Annotated in this window: 20 protein-coding genes and 1 pseudogene; 17 read left to right on the forward strand and 4 right to left on the reverse strand. The window is 37.4% G+C overall.

All coding sequences use genetic code 11. The features are described 5' to 3' along the window. Positions 1–41: 41 nt before the first annotated feature. Entirely contained in the window at positions 42–872 is an 831-nt protein-coding gene (locus A9G23_RS02420) for a shikimate 5-dehydrogenase (RefSeq protein ID WP_065586110.1), read from the reverse strand. A 71-nt stretch (positions 873–943) separates the two neighbouring features. Here A9G23_RS02420 and A9G23_RS02425 point away from each other — a divergent pair, with 71 nt between their 5' ends. The 3 genes from A9G23_RS02425 to mltG all read left to right on the forward strand — a co-directional run bounded on the left by A9G23_RS02425 (position 944) and on the right by mltG (position 3587). Further along, a complete protein-coding gene (locus tag A9G23_RS02425) occupies positions 944–1273 on the forward strand; it encodes a nitrous oxide-stimulated promoter family protein (RefSeq protein ID WP_065586111.1) in 330 nt (109 codons plus the stop codon). Between the two features lie 199 nt (positions 1274–1472). Next, a complete protein-coding gene (alr, locus tag A9G23_RS02430) occupies positions 1473–2558 on the forward strand; it encodes an alanine racemase (protein ID WP_065586112.1) in 1086 nt (361 codons plus the stop codon). Positions 2559–2564: 6 nt separating this feature from the next. Continuing rightward, positions 2565–3587 carry an endolytic transglycosylase MltG gene (gene mltG / locus A9G23_RS02435; protein ID WP_065586113.1) on the forward strand — a complete coding sequence of 341 codons (1023 nt, stop codon included), beginning with the start codon at positions 2565–2567 and terminating at the stop codon, positions 3585–3587. Between the two features lie 122 nt (positions 3588–3709). Here mltG and A9G23_RS11815 read toward each other — a convergent pair whose 3' ends face one another. After that, positions 3710–4033: a YqcC family protein gene (locus A9G23_RS11815; protein WP_442899756.1), complete on the reverse strand. Its 324-nt coding sequence runs from the start codon at positions 4031–4033 to the stop codon at positions 3710–3712. Next, a pseudogene (gene ampD / locus A9G23_RS11820) lies at positions 4016–4561 on the reverse strand (1,6-anhydro-N-acetylmuramyl-L-alanine amidase AmpD); the annotation flags it as partial. The gene A9G23_RS11815 and the pseudogene ampD, both read right to left, overlap by 18 nt. A gap of 201 nt (positions 4562–4762) precedes the next feature. Between ampD and ppdD the strand changes: the two are divergent. The 5 genes from ppdD (at position 4763) to A9G23_RS02465 (ending at position 9657) form a co-directional block, all read left to right on the forward strand. Then, positions 4763–5194 (forward strand): prepilin peptidase-dependent pilin, encoded by a 432-nt coding sequence (ppdD, locus tag A9G23_RS02445; protein WP_065586115.1) that lies wholly within the window; start codon positions 4763–4765, stop codon positions 5192–5194. 40 nt (positions 5195–5234) lie between these two features. Further along, positions 5235–6347: an ATPase, T2SS/T4P/T4SS family gene (locus A9G23_RS02450; RefSeq protein ID WP_065586116.1), complete on the forward strand. Its 1113-nt coding sequence runs from the start codon at positions 5235–5237 to the stop codon at positions 6345–6347. Further along, positions 6347–7522: a type II secretion system F family protein gene (locus tag A9G23_RS02455; protein WP_065586117.1), complete on the forward strand. Its 1176-nt coding sequence runs from the start codon at positions 6347–6349 to the stop codon at positions 7520–7522. Before A9G23_RS02450 ends, A9G23_RS02455 begins: the two co-directional genes overlap by 1 nt. Next, a complete protein-coding gene (locus A9G23_RS02460) occupies positions 7522–8283 on the forward strand; it encodes a prepilin peptidase (protein ID WP_081296907.1) in 762 nt (253 codons plus the stop codon). The genes A9G23_RS02455 and A9G23_RS02460 overlap by 1 nt, the downstream gene beginning before the upstream one ends. 216 nt (positions 8284–8499) lie before the next feature. Continuing rightward, entirely contained in the window at positions 8500–9657 is a 1158-nt protein-coding gene (locus tag A9G23_RS02465; protein WP_065586119.1) for a M20 aminoacylase family protein, read from the forward strand. 70 nt (positions 9658–9727) lie between these two features. Here A9G23_RS02465 and ygfZ read toward each other — a convergent pair whose 3' ends face one another. Further along, positions 9728–10603 carry a tRNA-modifying protein YgfZ gene (gene ygfZ / locus A9G23_RS02470; RefSeq protein WP_065586120.1) on the reverse strand — a complete coding sequence of 292 codons (876 nt, stop codon included), beginning with the start codon at positions 10601–10603 and terminating at the stop codon, positions 9728–9730. A 284-nt stretch (positions 10604–10887) separates the two neighbouring features. Between ygfZ and ilvI the strand changes: the two genes are divergently transcribed. The 9 genes from ilvI to A9G23_RS02515 all read left to right on the forward strand — a co-directional run. Then, positions 10888–12606: an acetolactate synthase 3 large subunit gene (ilvI, locus tag A9G23_RS02475; protein ID WP_065586121.1), complete on the forward strand. Its 1719-nt coding sequence runs from the start codon at positions 10888–10890 to the stop codon at positions 12604–12606. Then, positions 12606–13100 (forward strand): acetolactate synthase small subunit, encoded by a 495-nt coding sequence (gene ilvN, locus A9G23_RS02480; RefSeq protein WP_065586122.1) that lies wholly within the window; start codon positions 12606–12608, stop codon positions 13098–13100. Before ilvI ends, ilvN begins: the two co-directional genes overlap by 1 nt. Before the next feature lie 851 nt (positions 13101–13951). Further along, positions 13952–16432, forward strand: coding sequence for a type VI secretion system Vgr family protein (locus A9G23_RS02485; RefSeq protein WP_065586123.1), 2481 nt, complete (start codon positions 13952–13954; stop codon positions 16430–16432). Positions 16433–16435: 3 nt separating this feature from the next. Then, positions 16436–17389 carry a hypothetical protein gene (locus tag A9G23_RS02490; protein WP_065586124.1) on the forward strand — a complete coding sequence of 318 codons (954 nt, stop codon included), beginning with the start codon at positions 16436–16438 and terminating at the stop codon, positions 17387–17389. Further along, on the forward strand, positions 17376–20732 hold the full coding sequence (locus tag A9G23_RS02495) for a T6SS effector BTH_I2691 family protein (protein WP_065586125.1): 3357 nt from the start codon (positions 17376–17378) through the stop codon (positions 20730–20732). The genes A9G23_RS02490 and A9G23_RS02495 overlap by 14 nt, the downstream gene beginning before the upstream one ends. Positions 20733–20751: 19 nt before the next feature. Continuing rightward, positions 20752–21705: a putative type VI secretion system effector gene (locus A9G23_RS02500; RefSeq protein ID WP_065586126.1), complete on the forward strand. Its 954-nt coding sequence runs from the start codon at positions 20752–20754 to the stop codon at positions 21703–21705. Positions 21706–21724: 19 nt separating this feature from the next. Continuing rightward, entirely contained in the window at positions 21725–22678 is a 954-nt protein-coding gene (locus A9G23_RS02505) for a putative type VI secretion system effector (protein WP_065586127.1), read from the forward strand. A gap of 19 nt (positions 22679–22697) precedes the next feature. Next, the gene (locus A9G23_RS02510) at positions 22698–23645 is read left to right on the forward strand and encodes a putative type VI secretion system effector (RefSeq protein WP_065586128.1); all 948 of its coding nucleotides are present in this window, start codon (positions 22698–22700) and stop codon (positions 23643–23645) included. Between the two features lie 19 nt (positions 23646–23664). Next, positions 23665–24472: putative type VI secretion system effector (locus tag A9G23_RS02515; protein ID WP_065586129.1), on the forward strand; the 808-nt coding region annotated here is incomplete at its 3' end.

The raw sequence follows: 24472 nt of genomic DNA on the forward strand, positions 1-24472 counted from the left end.
TTAAATTCCACCGATATACTTGGTGGAATGAATAACACTATTTAGCCTTGCCTTGCAAATTCACCGGCTTGTTTCACCAATTCTGTGCTGGGTGTTACGCCAGTATATAACACAAATTGTTCAAGCGCTTGAATCACCGCAACATCGGCTCCTGAAATAATCTTTTTGTTTAGCTTTTGGGCATATTTTATCATTGGTGTTTCAACAGGCAATGCAACCACATCAAACACAATATCGGCATTTTCTATCATGGCTGAGGGAAATGCGAGATTTTCTGCTTCAATGCCTCCATGCATACCAATTGGGGTCACATTAATAATTAGTTTGGCTTGTTGTGGCAATATGTCTTGTTCATCTTTAACCCATTTATAACCGTAGCGTTTAGCTAACGCTTCGCCTTTTGCTTGATTACGCGCGGCAATCATGCCATTTTTAAATCCTGCATCATAAAAAGCACCAATCACCGCATTAGCCATACCTCCGCTGCCTTTTAACACAAATGGCACTGTATTATCGATTTTATTTTCTGTAATGAGTTTGGCAACAGCAATATAATCAGTGTTATAGGCTTTTAAATGATGGTTGGTGTTAACAATGGTATTGACTGATTGAATAGATTTTACCGAATCATCCAATTCATCAATAAACTCAATGCAAGCTTCTTTATAAGGCATTGAAATGGCGCAACCTCGAATCGCTAAGGCTTTAATGCCATAAATTGCATCTTTCAAATTATTAGTAGTAAAAGCTTTATATAAGTAATTAAGATCGAGTTTTTCATACAAATAATTATGAAATCGAGTACCGAAATTGCTTGGTCTGGCCGAAAGGGACATGCAAACAGTCGTATCTTTATTGATAATTCTTGCCATTACAATAAATCCTTGTAATCATAGTTTGGTGATTTTATTTTACCACTTTCTTCATTAATGTGTATGTCATTATGGTTGCAAACAATACCGGTCCTAAAATTCAGCAAGAAAAATCGACAGTGAGCACAATGATTTTTTTATATTGTCATCAAAAGCATCATACTTCACGCCATCAGTTATGTAATGAATGCAATGATCTATTGCAATATGCTATGCAACGTTTAACAATATGTCGTTTTGGTGAAGCCAAAACAACGTGTGAGCGTTGTCCAAAACATTGTTATCGCAAAGATTATAAACAAAAAATCAAACAAGTTATGCGCTATGCTGGTCCTAGAATGATGATTTACCACCCCATTATGGCCTTTAGGCATCTTTATAAGAATTTGGTGAACAAATAACTTATTGTTAGCGATTTTATGTGGCAAAACACAAAATGTATGGTCAATTATCATAAAGTTGATATTACAATTTATTTAATTAACAATACTCATGCTTAAAATTGCATTAAATTTCAACCGATTTGTGTACTAAGAAAAATTTGTTATTATTGAAAACAAACTTTACAATAATCATTTGATAAGAGTTTGGATCCAAGACATGTCTATCGCAGTTGTTGAAGTCAATCGTCAAGCAGTTATTCATAATTTTGAATACCTCAAAAAAATAGCCCCTGATAGTCAGCTAGTTGCAATTATTAAAGCCAACGCTTATTCACATGGTATCGAGGGCATAGCGCAGTTGTTAAGCGATAAAGTAGATTATTTTGGTGTATCGCGACTATCTGAGGCAATACAAGTACGGAATAAAGGTATTAATACCCCTATTATGGCTTTGGAAGGATTTTTTCCGCATGAAGATATAGCTGATTTGATTGATTTTAATATTCAGCCCGTTATTCATAGCAAATGGCAAATTGATGTATTGCAATCATCTCCCCTTGAAAATCAAATTACTACATGGTTTAAGCTTGATACCGGTATGCATCGGTTAGGCTTTTGTCTTGATGAGGCCAAAGATGAATTTTATCGCTTAGCTAGTTGCTTTGTGGTTCGAAAGCCAATTAATATTATGAGTCATTTTAGTTCGGCTGATGATCTCACTTCTGATCAAACATTAAAGCAACTTAAACTGTTTGATCAGTTTATTGCGTCAATTGATGACAAATCACTTATTGGCAAATGTTCGATTGCCGCATCGGGTGGCACATTGGCGTGGTCCAATACTCAGCGCGATGTTGTGCGTCAGGGGATTGCTTTATATGGCATTTCGCCTTTTGATTCACCAATTGCTGAGCTACAGCCAGCCATGACATTTAAATCCGAATTAATCGCAGTGCGAAAGCATAAACAAGGCGAATCGGTGGGTTATGGTCAGACTTGGTGTAGTTTGCAAGAGACTAAACTAGGTGTCGTTGCGATGGGCTATGGTGACGGCTATCCACGCAACATCCCGCAAAATACCCCCGTTTTGATTAATGGCCGTAAAGTACCGATTGTTGGTCGAGTTTCAATGGATATGATTGTGGTTGATTTGGGCATCAACAGCCTTGATAAACCTGGTGACGAAGTCATATTTTGGGGACCAGGACTTCCCGTTGAAGAAATCGCTAAGCACTCTGGTATTAGTGCTTACGAATTAATCACGCGCTTAACTTCACGCGCAAAAATCCACTATAGCAGATAATAAGTTATGATTAAAAAAATTTTTTTATATACTTTACTTACCCTGATATTCATTGTGGGTGGTTCGATCAGTATTGGTTATTATTTTTTACAACAGTTTTCTAAACAGCCAATGCAAGTCACTTCCGAAAACCAGATGTTTGTTTTGAAAAAAGGGACATCCATGCATCAGCTAGTTGCGCAAATTAAAGAAAGTCAATTAATGCAAAGTGCTTATTTACTGCCTTATTTGTGTAAACTAAATCCATCTTTAAGTTCAATTAAAGCAGGAACTTATCAGTTACATCCGCATATGACAGTTGAAGAGTTTTTGCAATTGTTGGTGTCAGGTAAAGAGAGTAATTTTTCGATCCAATTTGTTGAAGGTAAACGCGCTAAAGATTGGTTGAAAATTATTCAAAACACACCTTATATTCAGCAAACTTTAGTTGGTCAAACAGACGAAGAAATTGCTAAGTTATTAGGCATTGAAGGTTCGCTTGAAGGTTGGTTGTCGCCTAATACCTACCTTTATACTGCGGACACGTTAGATATTAGTATTTTAAAACGTGCGCATATGACAATGAAAAGTAACCTGCAAAAAATTTGGGATAATCGCGATAGTAATCTTCCCTACCAATCACCTTATGAATTATTGATTATTGCATCAATCATTGAAAAAGAAACTGGTGTCAGTTCTGAGCGAGCGAATGTCGCTTCAGTATTTGTTAATCGTTTAAAAGCCAAAATGAAGTTACAAACAGATCCAACAATTATTTATGGTTTAGGTGATAACTATAAAGGTATGATTAGGCGTGTTGATTTAACCGACACTCAAAATCCTTATAATACCTATGTTATTGAAGGATTACCACCAACACCAATTGCAATGCCAAGCCTTGCTTCATTAGAGGCAGCTGCACATCCGGCTAAAACTAATTATCTGTTTTTTGTTGCGAATGGAACAGGTGGACATACCTTTTCAACCACTTATAGCAACCATCAACAAGCGGTGAATGAGTATCGACAGTTATCGAACGGTGGAAATTAGTTTTAAAAAAATTAAATAAAATCAATAGCTTTCCTGATTGATTTTTATTCTTTTTTTTGACTTTAACCATTGTTACACATTAATGTAGCGTATATTAATACGGTACATTTTATCTTGTTAACTTACGATAATTCATCAAGTTGCTTAATAAGATATAGCAGATGATTAACATCTTGTTCTTGCTCTTTTAACGCTTCTTCAAAATAAGGGTGCAGAGCAAATTTGGGGAGATTACCTTTGGCATCAATGAGTGCTTGCATCCGCGGAATAAAAATCCATTGCAACCATTCGTGTGCTTGCATGGTGTCAAGTGCGAAGGGTTGTTCACTTAAAAAGGCATCAGGTTTTGGCGGTGTGATTTGCCATAAATTGATTTTTTGTAACTCTGCAATAATTTGCTCAATTTGATTGAGCAACTTTTGTTCTTGTGATTTTTGCGCTAACAAATTTCGGTAATATTGCCAATCAAAACAAGGACCTGGATCGGTTTTTCGATCTGGGGCAATATCACTATGTCCAGTGATGTTTTTGAACGCATAATGTTGTTGTAATAATAAAGTTATGTTAGCTAATTGCTGATATTGTTGTTCGGTAAAGCTGTCGCTATCGCATCCTTCCATTTCAATACCAATTGAAAAATCGTTACAATTTTCTTGTCCTGCAAATACGGATTTCCCCGCATGCCAAGCACGTTTATCAAATGGCACAAATTGAATCATTTCGCCATCACGTCGAATAAACAGATGACTTGACACTTCAAGTTGATAAATTGAAGCAAAGTACGGATGCTTGTTAGGATTGAGTTGACCTGTAAATAATTGTTCAACATAAGGCCCTCCATATTGATTGGGCGGTAAGCTTATATTATGGATAACAAGTAACGAAATCGGTTTATTGGCTGGCCGTTCATTATAAAACGGTGAAACGACTTGTTTTATACCTTGTAACCAACCGTTAACAATTTTTAGGGACATATTGACTCCAACTTATCTAATAAACCGATGTATGGATTTGTTTGTTTTGCGATCTGCTTCGCGAAAATTGAGCATACAACGTAATAATGAATTGCGTAATGGATTTTTATTTCCAAATTTACTATTTCGCTATTATTCCATTTTTTTGTTTTGCTATAAAGCTCTTGTGTTAAATCATTGACAGAAACTATCGAGGTATTTATGTCTAATCAATCGGGCTTTACGTTATTTGAACTTATGATTGCCATTATTGTGATTGCTATCTTAACGGCTATTGGTGTGCCTGCATATCAAGGATATGTTAAAAAAGCCGCACTGACTGATATGCTGCAAACCATGACAACGTATAAAACGGCTGTCGAAATTTGTGCTGTTGAGCAAGGTAGTTTAGCCAATTGTAGCAATGGTAATAATGGGGTACCAGCAAGCCGAACGTCTAACTATGTAACATCAATTACGGTCAATAACGGCGTGATTACCTTAGTTGGAACTAGTGCTTTAGCGGGGTTAACCACCACATTGACACCAACAATTAATGCCACGCATGGTAATTTAGATTGGAATCGCGTTTGCACCACATCGCCAGTCGATGCCAGTTTAACCAGTGCTTGTGAAGATGTTTTTAAATTTTGAACTTCATCATTTAATCGTTAATGGATAAGGAAGCGTTATTATGCAAGAAGAACAGTTAATTGAAAGTATTGATAAATTGTTGCTTGAGGCATTAGATAAGCGTGCTTCAGATATTCATTTTGAACCTTATCAACACAGTTATCGTATTCGCATGCGCATTGATGGAGTTTTGCATGATATGTTAACACCATCGCCACCTCTTGCATTAGCCAAACAGATAACAGCACGATTAAAAATCATGTCTAAGTTAAATATTGCAGAGCATCGATTGCCACAAGATGGGCAATTGGTTATTGATCGTTATGCTATGCGTATAGCAACTTTACCCGTAATGAATGGTGAAAAAATTGTCTTAAGAGTAATGGATAATCATGAATCTGAACTAACAATAAATGATTTGGGATTAACTGACGCTGACCTTTTAACATTTAGGCAAATTTTGGACTATCCACAAGGATTAATTTTAGTTACCGGACCCACTGGGAGTGGTAAGACAGTCACATTATATAGCGGATTAAAACGGTTAAATAAAACCGAACGTAATATTTGTAGTGTTGAAGACCCTATTGAAATTCCCCTTGAGGGCATTAATCAAACTGCTATCAACCTTAAAGCTGGTTTGACTTTTGCGATTGTATTACGAGCCTTATTACGACAAGATCCCGATGTGATGATGATAGGTGAAATTCGCGATCGTGAAACTGCCGAAATTGCCATTCAAGCTGCGCAGACAGGACATTTAGTTCTATCAACTTTGCATACTAATTCAAGTGTCGAGGCAATAACTCGCTTAAATCAAATGGGTATTGAAAATTATCTACTTTCATCAAGTTTAAAATTAGTCATTGCCCAGCGGCTAGTACGGAAATTGTGTCCTCACTGCAAGGTGGTGGCAAGAGAACAGATTAAGTTAGACAACGAACAAGTGCCACATTATGTGGCGTCGGGCTGTCTAAGGTGTATTGGTGGATATAAAGGACGGGTTGGATTATACGAACTTTTAGTCATTACGCCTGACATGCAAAAGCAAATATTAGCTAATCAAGTTGTTTTGCCGGCGAATATGACTTCGTTAAAAATGGCTGGGCAAAAATTAGTTAAACAGGGCATGACAACACTAGCTGAATTAAACCGTGTATTAGGTGATACGTAATGAAAAGGCTTTATTATTGGTATGATTTAGATTTTAACCAGCACAAAATCATCGCTAAATCGTCACAAGCTGTTAAACGGCAGTTATTGTTGCAAGGTAAAATCGCCATTAAAATTAAAGCAGGCAATATTATTACCGCACACAGTTTTAATCGTGCCGATCTGCTGATTATTACTAAACAATTAGCGACCATGTTAAAGGCGGGGTTATCCATCATTGATACATTACAGTTGCTTGCCCAAGAACAAACTAAACCGCACTGGCAATATCTGCTACTTGATATTAAACAGCAAATTGCTAAAGGTGAGTTTTTATCTCAAGTATTACAGCAACATCACTCGGTGTTTTCTGCGCTATATTGCGAAATTATTGCAACCGGAGAGCTAACAGGGCAACTTGATGAAAGTTTTGCGCAGTTAGGGTTATTACTTGAAAAATCAATTAATTTACAAAAAAATCTAAGAAAAGCGATGCGTTATCCGCTGTTTTTATTATCTGTAGCGATGCTTGTTAGTTTAGTGATGTTGTTATTTGTTTTGCCAAAATTTTCGGATATTTATCAGGATTTCGATGCCGAGTTGCCGGCTTTCACAAAATCGGTTATCGAATTTTCTAACTATTTACAACAAAGTTGGTTAATTTGGTGCACGGTATTTTTTATCAGCTATTTTGGTTATCAACGCTATTTTAAAGTGCGCTACCGTCGTGAGATTGAAGTGATAGTAATTAAAATTCCCTTTATGGGTAAAGTGATTCAAACCAGTTGCCTAACCCAAATTTTTCAAACCATTGCAATTACCCAAAAAGCAGGCATACCGTTATTAACAGGTTTAGTCGCAGCCGGTAATACTACTTATTACAGTCTTTATCGTGATAGTATTTCACAAATTATTGCTGGTATTGAGCAAGGCCATTCATTTAGTCATGTACTGCATCAACAATTACACTTTCCTAATTTATGTTCGCAATTAATTCATGTGGGTGAACAGTCGGGCACGTTAGATTTAATGCTTGATAAACTAGCCATCTATTATCAAGAACAAAATCAGACCTTAACTGATAATTTATCGCAAGCTTTTGAACCATTATTAATGCTAGTGTTAGCCTTGATTATTGGCAGTTTAATTGTGGCGATGTATTTACCTATTTTTCAAATGGGCGAGGTGATTCACTAATGCTAATGTTTATAATCATCTGTTTGGGGCTTTGCATGGGTAGTTTTGTTTATGTTGCTTATTGTCGGTATTTGCCATCAATGTCCACATTTCAGTACTTATGTTGTATTAGCATTCAGCGATCCGCTTGTCCACATTGTCATAATAAACTCAAATTTTGGCAATTGTTGCCAGTTGTTTCTTGGTTTATCTTAAAAAGTCGTTGTTATAACTGCAATGCCAAGATTTCGTTACACTATGTTAGTGTTGAATTATTCGTCGCTGGTTTATTTGCTATTATCTATTTTGATAAAGGCATGCATATTCAAAGTTACATCTTAATGCTTCTTGGCTGCTATTTTTTGCTTTTGGCTTTTATTGATTTTAAATACTATTTATTACCTGATATGTTTACGCAACCATTGATGTGGGTAGGTATTATGCTCGCCTATTTTAAGATAACAAACATTGAATTAACCGATGTTTTGCTAGGTATTTTCTGGGGGTATTTATTATTAAAACTACCTGCCACTTTATTTTATTTAATATTTAAAAAAGAGGGATTAGGTGGCGGGGATATTAAATTACTGGCCGCATTAGGAGCTTGGCTACCTTATACATTATTACCCCTGTTATTGCTTTTTGCTTCATTACTCGGGATTATATATTATCTTTTTTTGCGATATGCACTTAATCAAAACATTACAAAAATTATTCCTTTTGGTCCTTTTTTATTAATATCGGGTTATACGATCTATTATTGTACTAACAATTGTTGTTAAAAAACTACAGGAAATCTTGCGTTTCAGTCAATGTTTATTAATCAATAATGTGTTAAAAGTGCATAAAGTAATTATTCTGTTCAATCTATGTAACATATAACCAAAATTGATATCCATAGTAAAAATAGTTATTTTTATTAAAGTGAAAATCGCGTTATAGTGCTAGCTAAATCAGCGTGTTATGCTGTAAATCAGTCACTAATTAAGGAATCATTTATGATATCAAGTAGTATTAATCAACTAAAAAGTGAAATGATCGCGTGGCGCCATCATATTCATGCTCATCCCGAAACCGCTTTCGAAGAAGTTAACACCACCAAATTTATCATCGAAAAACTGCAATCATTTGGTATTACCGAGTTATATACTGATTTTGCACCAACGGGCGTTGTTGGCATTATTAAAGGTAATCAAGAAGGGCGATGGATTGCGCTTAGGGCTGATATTGATGCATTAGATATTATCGAAGAAAATAATATCGATTATTGCTCAACCATGCATGGTAAAATGCATGCATGTGGGCATGATGGACATACTGCTATGTTGCTCGGCACGGCTAAGTATTTGAGCGAAAACCGTGATTTTGCGGGCACTGTTGTGGTTATTTTTCAACCGGCTGAAGAAAATGAGGGTGGGGCACGCGTTATGGTTGAAAATGGTTTATTTGAGCGATTTCCAATTGAAGCGGTGTATGGCATTCATAATCAGCCGAATATGGAATTAAATCATTTTTATATTAACCATGGCCCCATGATGGCTTCGTATGATGTTTTTGAAATCAAAATAACGGGTGTTGGTGCTCATGCAGCTGCTCCTCATTTGGGCAAAGATACGATACTAACTGCCACACAAATCGTTAATGGTTTACAAAGCATTGTCAGCCGTAATGCCGATCCTTTAAGTTCGTTGGTCGTTAGCGTAACGCAAATTCACAGCGGTGATACTTGGAATGTATTACCGCAAGAAGCAGTGATTCGAGGCACGGTTAGAACATTTAGCGCCCAAGTGCAAGATATGGCTGAAAGTCGCATTAAACAAATATCAACAGGTATTGCTACAACATTTGAAGCCAAGGCTGAAGTGGATTATCAACGCCGTTACCCTGCGACGATTAATTACGCTAAACAAGCCGATATTGCTATCACTGCGGCTAAAAAAATCGTCGGGCAAGATAACGTAATTATTGATCCTCTTCCTTCAATGGGATCAGAAGATTTTGCTTTTATGCTGCAAAAAATACCGGGTGTGTACGTTTGGCTAGGCGCAGGTAAAGGTGCCAACTTACATCATCCAGCCTTTAACTTCAATGATGAAGTGTTAACAACTGGCGTAAGCTATTTTATTGAAATTGTTAACCAAGAACTTGCGAACTAAGCTAAAACGATAGGCACAAAGACGGCTGGAATAAACGTGATGCTATTCCAGCCTGTTGGTCAAAAAATAATTAAAACGTCATTCGGCTGTTATCGTTTCCAAAAACTCTAAATGGGGTATTTAAATCAATTCCATTATTAAGTACGACTTGGACACAAACACCATCTTTTTCATCCAGTTTTGCTGCAGCTAATACAAGTCCACCTTCTCGCCAACCACCGGCAAGTTTGTATTCAAGCGTACTACCAATTTTAGGAAGGACGTCACTGGTACCTTTTATTACATACATTCCGCGAGTGTTAGCACCACGAAATTGTGCTCTAGCGACCATTTCTTGACCACAGTAACAGCCTTTTTCAAAGCTGATTGCATCATAAGATTGTAAATTGCAGGCTTGTGGTAATAAAATGGCCATGTTGTTATCATCAATAATGGGATAACCTGCTTGCAAATCAAGTTTTAACCACTCACTGCATGGATTTAAATCCTCCGAAATAGGTTCTGGTGTGACCATAATAACGCGCATTTCCGGTAAAGGTACTTTGATATAGGTGATATTATTTTCAGTAAAACAGCTTGTATCACTTAATTTTGCAGTAACTGCCGCAGGAATTGCATCACCGACCAAACCGATAATATTTAAATCTTGGACTGGTTCGATAGTCACTTTAGAAAAAACAGCGTATTTTTCGAGTTCGGCAATCTGTTTTTTTACAACACTTTTACGCTCGATATAGTAAATATCGTTACCGCGTTGAAATAATAATAAAGTGCTCCACATTCTGCCTTTATTGTCACAATGAGCGGCATAGAGCGTGGATTGTTCTGAAAGTCGGTTAATGTCGTTGGTTATTTGACCTTGCAGAAAAACACGGTTATCGTCGCCAGAGACTTTAACTAATTGCCAGTCAGCAAGAGAGGTTGGTTTAGAAGAAATATTGCTCATATTTGTACCTTTGGGTAATGAAGAATCCTAGCACCATTATGGCTAGAAATACTTAACTTCTGAGTTTATATAAAAAATAAAAAAATAACAATAAAATCAATTAGCAATATTTAAATAAAATTGATAGATTACAGATATTATTCATAATATTCTAAAAATTATTTTTGTTGATGAACAATTTTTTAAGTAATGCGCTTAGCTAATTGACTTTAATTGATTTTATTTATCAGTTGATGCAAAATGAATCACTAAATGACTAATTAGTTACATTGGAGGCAACAACCATGGCAAAACTGTCAGGCGCAGAAATGGTGATTCAATCTTTGATTGACCAAGGAGTAAAACAGATATTTGGTTATCCAGGTGGTAGTGTTCTTGATATTTATGATGCCATTCACACATTAGGCGGCATTGAGCATATTTTAGTTCGTCATGAACAGGCTGCCGTACATATGGCTGATGGTTACGCCAGAGCAACAGGCGATGTTGGTGTAGTTTTAGTAACTTCAGGCCCTGGAGCGACCAACACGATTACCGGCATTGCAACAGCTTATATGGACTCGGTACCACTGGTTATATTGTCTGGACAAGTTGCCAGTAATCTCATTGGTAACGATGCATTCCAAGAATGTGATATGATCGGAATTTCTCGTCCAATTGTTAAACACAGTTTTTTAGTTAAAAACAGTAAAGATATTCCAGATACCATCAAAAAAGCGTTTTATATCGCCTCGACCGGTAGGCCGGGACCAGTGGTGATTGATTTGCCAAAAGATATTGTCAATCCTGCGAACAAATATAATTATCACTACCCAAATTCTGTTTTCATGCGTTCTTATAATCCAACTATTCAAGGTCATAAAAAACAGATCAAAAAAGCCTTAACCACGCTACTATCCGCTAAAAAACCGGTGCTGTTTATAGGTGGTGGAGCTATTGCAGCTGATGCTAGTAGCGAAATTAAAACACTTGCAGAAAAACTCAATATACCAGTTGCTTCAACGTTAATGGGCATTAGCGCCTTTCCGGGGACCGATAAACATTACCTTGGCATGATTGGTATGCATGGGGTTTATGAAGCCAATATGGCTATGCATAATGCTGATGTGATTTTTGCAATCGGTGTCCGATTTGATGATCGAACCACCAACAATGTTGAAAAATATTGCCCAAAAGCCAAAATCATTCATGTGGATATCGATCCAACTTCGATTTCTAAAACTGTTGTGGCTTCAATTCCAGTGGTGGGCGATGCCAAAGTTGTTCTTGAAACCCTGTTGTCAATGTTAGATGAATCCACTGCCGAACGTGATCTCGATGCGCAGATCGATTGGTGGAAACAGATCGAACACTGGCGAGCACGTCATTGCTTAGCTTATAACCATGAAGGGCAAAGCATCAAACCACAAGAAGCAATCGAAGTATTATACAAATTGACCAAAGGGGATGCCTTTGTGGCAACCGATGTGGGGCAACATCAAATGTTCACGGCACTTTATTACCCATTTGACAAACCGCGCCACTTTATTACCTCGGGTGGACTTGGCACCATGGGGTTTGGCTTACCAGCAGCGCTTGGGGTTAAATTGGCATTTCCTAAAAAAACCGTTGTGTGCATAACTGGCGATGGCAGTATTCAAATGAATATTCAAGAGTTATCAACCGCATTGCAATATGGTTTACCTGTACTAGTGCTAAATTTAAATAACCGTTTTTTAGGCATGGTTAAGCAGTGGCAAGATATGATTTATGCTGGTCGGCATTCTAGCTCTTATATGGAATCTTTACCTGATTTTGCCAAAATTGCAGAAGCTTATGGCCATGTTGGAATAGTTATAACCAAGCGTGAAGAACTTGAATCAAAACTGAAACAAGCATTAGCCATTAAAAATCGTTTGGTTTTTGTTGATGTCATGACCGATGCAACTGAACATGTGTACCCAATGCAAGTGCGAGGAGGCGCAATGAACGAAATGTGGCTTAGTAAAACGGAGAGAACCTAATGCGTTATATATTATCAATTTTAACCGAAAACGAACCCGGCGCATTATCACGAATTATTGGTTTGTTTTCACAGCGCGGCTTTAATATCGAAACGATAACTACTGCACAAACCGAAGATCCGACTATGCACCGCATGACAATTCAAACTACCGGCGATGAACATGTGCTTGAACAGATCCAAAAACAGTTGCATAAATTGGTTAATGTTTATCGCGTGCACGATTTAACCGAAGGACCGCATGTGGAGCGTGAAATCATGTTGGTAAAAGTTGCCGCAAAAGGTTCGGATGCGCGTGACGAAGTAAAACGTTGTGCCGATATATTTAGGGGATCGATTGTTGATGTGACTGCGACACATTACATCGTACAATTATCAGGTACGAGTGAAAAACTAGACTCATTTTTAGCTTCAATTCGCGAAACTTGTAATATTGTCGAAACTGTACGCTCAGGGATTATTGGTTTATCACGTAGTGAAAAAACAGTCAAATAACAATATTTATTGTTAACATTTTTAATTAAGGCGCATTGTGCGTCTTAATGTTGTTATAAATATTAAAATAAAAAGGCATAAAGATTATAGTTATAATATAATTCCGCTAAAAATAAAAAATAACAACGCTTTATTCCTAGAGCAATGTTAACCGTTAACTATGGGAAAAAGCGATAAAAATTGATGCTAAATTTCAGCTCCGATCATCTAGCATATGAACTTAAATAAATTGTAAGGGAAAGCCGGATTGTTTATATGTCTAGATTAAAATAACCCACTAAAAACGCATATGGGAGTTTACCTGAAATCGCTTTATGTGGTTTGCCATATTATATTAATCAATTAGTTAATCTTTATTTTTCTATCTTTTGAACCGCTAAATATTTTTGAATGAAGCCATATCAACATTAAGGGTCGTATTACTCTTCCTGCTTTTTCTTTTGTTTCTGGGCTGGCAGGTTGAGTGAATTTTTCATTTATATGAGGGTTATCCCCCTATTTTATTGGTTCAAAAATAGATTAATTTCTAGTTAACATATCCAGAAATCTATACCGCTTCAGCATAAATTTATTTTTCATTTAACAGGTTAAAAAACATACTTAATAAAGTATGGCGTTGCCTAAACCGCTTTTTAAATAAAGGCGTTAAGCAGCTACCAGATACTCGTTTAGTTAACAGATATTATTGATATTAAGCAAAAGTATTGATTAAAAAGGTTAACGTTGCGTTAAAATGGTTTATACTCTGTTCCCATTATCGTTTATGCTTAAAACAATACTATAAATAACGATAAGCCAATCACCTCATTAACAATAAAATATAGAGATTTTAGGGAAAATAGGAAAACAATATGGACAACACGCTTAATCACTTAATCGGTGAATTTGGGGACGGATTAGTGACGGGTTTAGGGGGCGTTAGCCATAATCGCTATAGCTTAACTGTTGAGGGGCTGCGCTCGCCGATTTCGGTTTGGCATGTTGACGGTAATGAGTCGTTAAACCAGCCTTGGCGTTATGTGATTACTTTTACCAGCTCTGACAAAGCGTTATCCATTGATTCCGTGCTTAATCAAAAAGCCACATTCTCTTTTAATCCTGTTATCCATCAACCGTATCAAAGCGTAATGTCAACAATCTCATCATTAAGTGACTTACCGTCGGTGAATGATAAACGCACCTTGTATGGGGTGATTACTGAGTTTAGTCTGTTATCGGTCAATAAAGAGGAAGCCCACTATCAGGTGGTATTATCTTCGTGCTTAGCACGGCTGGCTATTGGGCAACATAATGCCATATTTCAACAGCAAAGCGTGGTGAGTGTAGTTGAAGACGTGCTGCGCAGTCATGGTTTAACGGGCATTGATTACCGTTTAGAGTTAAAAGAGAGCTATCCTGAGCGGGAGTTTATCACGCAGTGGCAAGAGAGTGACCTTGAATTTATTCAACGCTTATTGGCTGATGTGGGTATCTGGTTTCGCTTTGAAACCCACGCCGAGCACCACTGTGATGTAATGGTGTTAAGTGATTATGAGCAAGGCTATGCGCAGGTGGCTAATATTGACGATAAACCACCCAGTGGCACGCTCGATAGGGGCGTTGAAAGTGTGTGGGATATCAGCCTGCATAGTGAAGTGGTGGTCTCCTCAGTCAAGGTACAAGACTATAACTACCGTGATGCCCTCGCTGATTTACAGGGGGAAGTTAACACCCAACCCAAAGACCTGACCACCTATGGCAGCGACTATCGTTATGCTGAGCACTATCAAGGCTTAGCGAGCAACGGACAGGGAAATCCACACACTCATGGTGAGGATAATAGTGATAATGACCATAACACTTACGATAATCAGATTGAAAGCGGTCAGTGGTATGCCCGTATTCGCCATGAACAGGCGATTAGCCAGAAAATTATCCTCAAAGGCAAGAGTAACCGCTATAATCTTGCTCCCGGTCAATGGATTAACCTCAACGGCAGCCCGCTGGCAGATATCAATGACGGTATCATCATATTAAGTGTACAAGGGCAGGGTAACCGCAGTGATGCTTATGCACTTACCTTTACCGCCATGCCCTATCAAGCCTTAAAACCCTATCGCCCTACGCCCATACGCTGGCCACAAGTCAGTGGTACTTTACCGGCAAGGGTCACCAGTCCCGACAATGACATTTATGGCTATATTGATACCCAAGGACGCTATCGGGTTAAATTTAACTTTGATTTAAAAGAGTGGAAAAGTGGCATGGAAAGCTTGTGGGTCCGTTTAGCCAAACCGTATGCGGGTAACACCTATGGCTTTCACTTTCCCTTAATTGACGGCACTGAAGTGGCCATCGCCTTTATGCAGGGCAATCCCGATAGGCCGTATATCGCCCATGCGATGCATGACAGTGCTCACCCCGACCTTGTTACCACCATTAACAAACACCGCAATGTGATTCGCACGCCGGCTAATAACAAACTGCGCATGGATGATAAACGCGGGCAAGAGCATATTAAACTGGCCACCAAATACGGCAAAACTCAACTTAACATTGGTCACTTAGTTAACGAAAAAAAACAACCCCGCGGTGAAGGCTTTGAACTGCGCACTGATGAATGGGGAGCGATTGCTGCCAACAAAGGCTTATACCTAACCACGCAAACCCAGCCGAAAGCGCAAGGCAAACAGCTCGATATGCAAGCGGCAATAAGCCAACTTGAAAATGCCCTCTCCATTGCCAAAGCCCTACAAAATGCCACCACCCAGTCCGAGGCGCACAGCGCCGATACCGACAGCCAAGCGCAACTTAAAGCCAACTTAACTCAGCTAACCCAAAGTGGCCTACTGGCCTATGCGCAAGAAGGCATGGCCCTAACTAGTCCTGAAAACATCCAACTGACAACAGCTAGCAGCCTCACCTTAACCAGCGAACATCAAACTGATATCAACGCTTTAAACAACGTCACCCTCTCATCGGCTGAAGCGATTGGCTTATTTGCGCAAAAATCGGGCATGAAACTGTTTGCTAACCAAGGCGATATTGAAGTGCAAGCCCAAAATGCTAACCTCAATATGGCCGCCAAGCAAGATATTAAAGTGAATAGTGTGGATGGTGAGGTAACTATCACAGCGAGCGATGAACTAACACTTATTTGTGGTGGCTCTTATATCAAAATCAGCAGTGAAGGCATCGAACTGGGCACGCCAGATAATATCTATCTTAAATGTAATGTACAACAAAAGATGGGGCCGGCGAATATGGATATAGATGTTTTATTACCTGCTGGTTGTGAATCGGCAATACAAGAAGCGGATAAGCTACAAAAAGCAAATGTAAAACTTGGATAAGTTATGGATAAAATAAATAAATCAATGCAAATGCAAGATATTGAGACTGTTTTTCAACAGATTATTGCGCTGTCATTAAAAAATGATGCAAATTTTTACCTTATCTATCAATCACATGACCAAAAGACCCGTTTAACTGATTTGATTGCAGAAAAAAAATTAACGTTATTTCGATATATCAGCTATCAAATCAAACACACACCGGGACTGATTGAACTTGATTTAAAAAATGAAGAAGATCAAATCATTTTAAAACAAAGTATTCAAGAATTTTATTTAGCTCTCGATCCTAAAACAGTGTTACTTGCAAAACCACGTTCTGTATATGGCTGGATTTATTCCTCATTTAATGCGGATGTATTAGCACAAGAGTTAGGAATAGTTGCCATTCAACCCTCAAGTGACGGTAAACAATTATTGCGTTATTTTGACCCATCGGTGTTACCACCACTGTTAAATATTTTCATTTTGGCGCAAAAAAAAATATTACTTAATCCTGTCCATTCATGGTTATATCTTAACAGTGATGGCCATTTAATTATTGAAAAAAATCCTCGAAATGAGCGTAACAATCTTATTGGTAATTTGGGGATCATCAAGCAACAATGGCAACAAATAAACTGGATCGAAAGCCGTAATCAAACGCTTGCTCGTTATCATTTTTTTCACCCAGAATATAGCTTAACTGAAAGTGAAGCTGATTGCATTATTATGCAATCTTTTCAAAATGCCACCCTCAAAGGATACCATGATAAACGAGATCTAGCCGAATATGCTTATCGCAGTTTAGTTATACATCCCGAATTTATTGAACATCCGATTGTTATTGGAGCAATAAATCAACATCGGCACCAATCACTAATAAAACAATTACAAACTATAACCCCAGCACAATGGGATATGGTAGCGGATGAATGTATCATTAATACAAAGGAAATAAATAATGGGTTTATGTGAAAAATGCCAATCTAAAGGTCTACCAATTTATCCCGTTCGTTATGCTGTTGCACCTAAATATATCAAGGCAGATTTACCCTCATGGGCAAAAAACGATATGCTGCCTATTTTAAAAGGAGATAGCAAATATGTGCTAAGAACCATGCGAGCAGGCTATCTTTATGTGTTATGTCAGTATGAAGACAACATGACAGATTTAGATATCTCCATTTATAGGGTCGATGAACAAGGTGGATTTTGGCAACAAGATATTAGCAAAGAGCAAGATATATTAAGATTTGACGATACCCTAATTGAAGAAAACCTTTCTATACCTTTCAATGATATACAAACAACTTGCGGCAATAGTGCCCATTTATCAAGCAATATCGCCTTTATTACACTGTCAAACCCCGAAAAATGTGAAAAAACTTGGCTTGCCTTTAGTGAACATAAATGGAGTGCTAAGACTTTAAAAAAATACCGGATTGATGAAGATAAACGTAACTTGCGAATGCAACTTATCAAACCAAAGCAATGGTTAAATTCGCAAACCAACGGCATTGGTATAACTACCGCTAATCAGGAAGCTATCGCCTCAACCTTGGATATCCAAAACCTTGATGATTTTAAAGAAAGAATCACAACATCCTTACCAAAATTTAAAAGCATTAACTACTCATTTTGCTTTCCGTATTTGTATGATAATAAACCATTAGACAAAAGTACGCTTTCGCAAAGTGCTATACTTAGCCAACCATTTACATATGATAAACAGCTATTCAAAAAACGAAGTACATTAGCACCTTGGCAATCACTAACCAAGCCAGTTTATGACCCAATCACCCCAAAAGAGCTGTATTCAGTCTATCTACATAAAAAAATGATGTCAGCCGAACGTAACAGCACAGATTGTTCACCGATGATGGTAGTATTAAACGACAGTATTGGTATTGCTGCCGAATTAAGCCATTGGGGTAACAGTGCATTAAATTCGTTTAGAAAAATAATGACAGAAAGACAGCGTGAAAATGCCACTTGTAGTGGTATTGCAATGCTTGAAGCAGCAATCAAAAACAGAGATCTTGCGGACAGTGAAGAAGATTTTAAAAAACAGATAAAAAACACCAATAGAAAATACCTTTCTGATGCAAAATATTTTAATAAAAAAGTAAAACCTCATGATATTGGTGTTTTAGGAACCGATACAACCCGAATCATCCCATGGAGCGAAGAACAAAAAGCCCAAGGCCAACGTGTTATTAATATGGTGAGTGAATCTAAAAACTATAATTTTGTTTCCCAATATCCTAATCCCTATTTAACCGATATAGAACAAGCGGTAAAAAGTACAAAATATAGTGCCGCAATATTAGTCCAATTTGTACAAGAAAACTACCTGCTTGAAGAAATGGGTGAAGAAAGACACGCACAAGTTTTTGAACAGGTATTTAAATTAAATAAACAAGCAGAGATGGTAAACATTAAACGCTTAGATATTAAATTAGCAGCAATAAGAATCGAATTTGAAGCTAAAGCTCAGGCGTATAAAGCAGCATGGCATGAAAAAAATAAAACCGAACAATCGGCCGAAAAGCGTTGGCGCAAATATGAATATCATTTAAACAAAGATTATAAACTCTATAAAGAAAAATATGCCGCTTTTTTGCAAGAGGCTGAAAACTATATTGCAGGATTATTAAATGATTTAATTTTATGGGTAGATTGCAGTAAGCAAAAAGAAAGGCATCCAATTTCATTATCGGCCGATGATTTTGCACAAGATGATGATAATTATTTGGCGTTTGCCAACGATATTTTAATGACCTTAGGCATGCAAGCCCAAAGTAGTAAAGTTACCCAGTTATTCACCCAGTTAATTGAGGACAAAAACTTAGAGGGTCATAATATTGTGTGGTCAGCGGCGTTTGCTCATCGCAAATTAGATAAAGAAAAACAAAAAAAATGTGTCAACTTCTTATTATCATTAAATAAAACAACCCAATTAAAACCGCAATCTTATGGCGAATTCTTAAATAAATTAGAAACAGTATTAGAATTTTATCAAGCCGAATCAGCAGAAAGCAATGCCATGATAGGTATCGCTAATAGCATTGCCAATATCAGGAACTCACTTTTTGACCCAAAAAATGAACATAAAGAATTAGATTTAACTAAAGAGTTCTTTTCGTTATTTGAAAGCGAACGAAACTCGTTAGTTGATGGTGATTCGATAGATAACCAAGTCACAGCCGCCTATTTGCGCCCAATTAAAGAGGGAAGCTGTGCTGTACTTATTTCTTTATTAAACTATATACAAAAAATGGGCGGTGATTTATCGTCAGAATTTGCCGAAGCTTTTTTAGTAGCCATATCGCCAACAAGACTATCTAAAACTGCGCTAAAAATGAGAATGGTGTCATACCATAAATGGGCCAACAATTTAACAAGTGCCTTATATTCTGATATCAAAAATGTCGGCGAAAAGCTGGCAAACGCCTCACAAAAAGCCACCAACCTGATTAAACAACATATCACCAATGAAAAGGTTGGCGCAAGCTTTACCGCGGCAATATTGGGGGTACATATCATGAAGATCTATTATATAGTGACCGATAACTCATTAAAAACCCAAGCCCAACAAAACCAAGCCGATTACCAATTAACTATGGCGGTATCGGCATCCATGGCAGCAAGCTTTCGACTAGTTACCGTATATGCCAACAAAGGACAAATTAATGCCAAATTACTGTCCAATATGAACTTTTTAGGCAATTTTTTTGGAGTGATAGCGGGGTTAATTGATATTGGTTTAAATTGGAACGAGGACACTTCAGAGAAAGATCAGACTCAAAAAACATTATATTATGCATCTCTATTTACCTTGATTGTATCCACCACCGATTTATTTTTACAAATGGGTAAAACCAGTTTAATTAAAATCATGGAGCGCGGGATTCAATCATTGGCTACTCTATCTGTAAAATTTGTTTTAACTCGAAGTGTTACTTTTCTTACAGGAAGAGCACTTTTGTTAATCACTGCATTGGCGTTAAATCCATGGGTTAGTCTGGGTATCTTTTTACTTCAACTATACTTTGAATTAACTAAAGATGATGATATCGAAGAGTGGTTAAAACGTTGCCGTTTTGGTAGCGCGCAAAATTGGGGTAATAGTAAATACTCTTCTCGCTATAAATCGTCTAAGGAAGAAATTGCAGCACTGCAAGCGATCTTTAAAAAATATGAAGATGAGCTAGCCGAATATTACGCCGAACAAGAACAAAAACGTATCAAAGAAAATATGCCAGTATTCTCATCGAGCGATTGGCAAATTATTGATAATTGGCCTATCCCTCAATAATTATATAAGGAATTCGATTATGCCTTACGCAAAATATGATGGTAACGACCCTATCTATAAAGATAAAGAGCAGCTATTAAAAAAAACCGGTATTAGTATTACCGATCCAATCCTACCGCCCAAAAATTTGGTTAAACTAACCGGCACCCTATCCGAATTTAAAGGTCTATTTTGCTATGCACCACTTGGTGATGGCGCTTATTTAAGTGACGAGCAAAAACAAAAACACAACAATCAACTTAGAAAGGGCGCACTACTTGCTACTTTAAATGGTAATAGCATTGCTGCGCTGGCTGGCTTGGGGCATGCTAATGGTAATGACCGTAGTAATGATTTAGATGCTCAGTATATCACTGCCAAATTAAACGGCACCATCACGTTAAAAGGTTGGCTCGGTTTTTATAAATTTAATGATGGTGATCAGGTCGAGGTGGTCGCCGAAAAGCATGCTGACCATTACGAAGTGTACGCCATGCTTAAACCTAGTGAACAAATTATCTCACTTGTCCCTTTATGTTTTGCGGGGCGTAACCAAGCATTAAAACGCTATCATTTACCTTTTTTTATTATTTATGTTGTTTGCACCTTGCTCATGAACTATTTTTTTCTCGATTTTAGTTTAGAAAATCTGACCATTGGTTTTAGTACATTAGGGGTAATATTAGGGACAGCTTTTTTTATGGTTTATAGAAACTTTATAGCAACGAATGTTACCCTCGCCGAGCGAATTTTTACCGTGTTGGGTTGGCAAGATGTCACCAATATCAATTTAGTAAAAATAAGTAAACAATATATAGTTAGATTAATTGAACAAGGTAAATATTCAACTAAATATGATATTACCGATCAATATATTAGACCCCCAAAACCTGGCGAAGGGTGGGGTTTTTTTTACTACGATCCAGAGGTATTATGCAAAAAAGGCAGGCCTCCTTTACGCGTTAAAAATAAAAACAGAAAAAAAAGAAAATAATACGTTAGAGAATATTATTATGCCTTACGCAAAATATGATGGTAACGACCCTATCTATAAAGACAAAGAGCAGCTATTAAAAAAAACCGGTATTAGTATTACCGAGCCAATCCTACCGCCCAAAAATTTGGTGAAATTAACCGGCACCCTATCCGAGTTTAAAGGTCTGTTTTGCTATGCACCACTTGCTGATGGCGCTTATTTAAGTGACGAGCAAAAACAAAAACACAACAACCAGCTTAGAAAGGGCGCACTACTTGCTACTTTAAATGGTAATAGCATTGCTGCGCTGGCTGGCTTAGGGCATGCCAATGGTAATGACCGTAGTAATTATGTGCAAGCACAATATATTAGCGCCAAATTAAATGACACCATCACGTTAAAAGGTTGGATCGGTTTTTATAAATTTAATGATGGCGATCAAGTCGAGGTGGTCGCCGAAAAGCACGCTGACCATTACGAAGTGTACGCCATGCTCAAACCCAGTGAACAAATTATCTCGCTCATTCCGCCATGTCTAGGGGGAAGAAAACAAGCCTTTAAGCACTTTTATATACCTTTTTTTATATTTTATATTGTTTGCACTCTACTTATGAACTACTTTTTTCTCGATTTTTCGTTGGAAAATCTGACCATTGGTTTTAGTACATTAGGGGTAATATTAGGGGCAGCTTTTTTTATGGTTTATAAAAATTCAATCGTGACATACATTACCCTTGCCGAGCGCATTTTTACAGTATTGGATTGGCAAAATGTCACCAATATCAATTTAGTAAAAATAAGTAAACAATATATAGTTAGATTAATTGAACAAGGTAAATATTCAACTAAATATGATATTACCGATCAATATATTAGACCCCCAAAACCTGGCGAAGGGTGGGGTTTTTTTTACTACGATCCAGAGGTATTATGCAAAAAAGGCAGGCCTCCTTTACGCGTTAAAAATAAAAACAGAAAAAAAAGAAAATAATACGTTAGAGAATATTATTATGCCTTACGCAAAATATGATGGTAACGACCCTATCTATAACGACAAAGAGCAGCTATTAAAAAAAACCGGTATTAGTATTACCGAGCCAATCCTACCGCCCAAAAATTTGGTGAAATTAACCGGCACCCTATCCGAGTTTAAAGGTCTGTTTTGCTATGCACCACTTGCTGATGGCGCTTATTTAAGTGACGAGCAAAAACAAAAACACAACAACCAGCTTAGAAAGGGCGCACTACTTGCTACTTTAAATGGTAATAGCATTGCTGCGCTGGCTGGCTTAGGGCATGCCAATGGTAATGACCGTAGTAATTATGTGCAAGCACAATATATTAGCGCCAAATTAAATGACACCATCACGTTAAAAGGTTGGATCGGTTTTTATAAATTTAATGATGGCGATCAAGTCGAGGTGGTCGCCGAAAAACACGCTGACCATTACGAAGTGTACGCCATGCTCAAACCCAGTGAACAGATTATCTCACTTGTCCCTTTATGTTTTGCCGGCCGTAATCAGGCATTAAAATACAATCATTTCCCCATGTTTATTTTTTATGTTATTTGTGTGCTATTAATGAACTACTTTTTTCTTGATTTTTCATTGGAAAATCTGACCATTGGTTTTGGCTCATTAGGGGTAATCTTCGGGCTAGCTATTTTCAATGTATATAAAAATTCAATTGCGACTCATATCACGCTGGCTGAGCGCATTTTTACTGTGTTGGGCTGGCAAGATGTCACCAATATTAATTTAGTTAAAATAAGTAGACAATATGTTGCTAAATTAATTGCCCAAGGGAAATATGCAACAAAATATAATAATAAAACAGATCCACATATTAGACCGCCTAAATCAGGTGGTGGCTGGTATTTTTTTTACTACGACCCTGAGGTATTATGCAAAAAAGGCAAGCCTCCCTTACGGGGTAAAAATAAAAAAAGAAAATAAGTTCATAAGGAATTCAATGATGCCTTACGCAAAATATGATGGTAACGACCCTATCTATAACGACAAAGAGCAGCTATTAAAAAAAACCGGTATTAGTATTACCGATCCAATCCTACCGCCCAAATATTTGGTTAAATTAACCGGTACCCTATCCGAATTTAAAGGTCTATTTTGTTATGCGCCACTTGCTGATGGCGCTTATTTAAGTGATGAACAAAAACAAAAACAGCAAAATCAGCTTAGAAAGGGCGCACTACTTGCCACTTTAAATGGTAATAGCATTGCTGCGCTGGCTGGCTTAGGCCATGCCAATGGTAATGACCGTAGTAATCTATTTGCGGCACAATATATCACTGCCAAGTTGAATGACACCATCACGTTAAAAGGTTGGATCGGTTTTTATAAATTTAATGATGGCGATCAAGTCGAGGTGGTCGCCGAAAAACACGCTGACCATTACGAAGTGTACGCCATGCTCAAACCCAGTGAACAAATTATATCACTTGTCCCTTTGTGTTTTGCCGGGCGTAATCAAGCATTCAAAATTTATCGTTTGCCTATGTTTCTCTTTTATGTTACTTGCGTGCTATTAATGAACTACTTTTTTCTCGATTTTAGTTTAGAAAATTTGGTCATTGGTTTTGGTTCATTAGGGGTAATATTTGGTGCAGCTAATTTCATGGTTTATAAAAATTCGCTTGCCTCGCATGTCACGCTTGCCGAGCGCATTTTTACTGTGTTAGGCTGGAAAGATGTTACTAACATTAATTTAGCCAAAATAAGTAAGCAATATGTTGCTAAATTAATTATCCAAGAAAAATATGTAG

Origin of the sequence: Gilliamella sp. App4-10, assembly GCF_001690495.1 — a bacterium.
Taxonomy (GTDB): domain Bacteria; phylum Pseudomonadota; class Gammaproteobacteria; order Enterobacterales; family Orbaceae; genus Gilliamella; species Gilliamella apicola_G.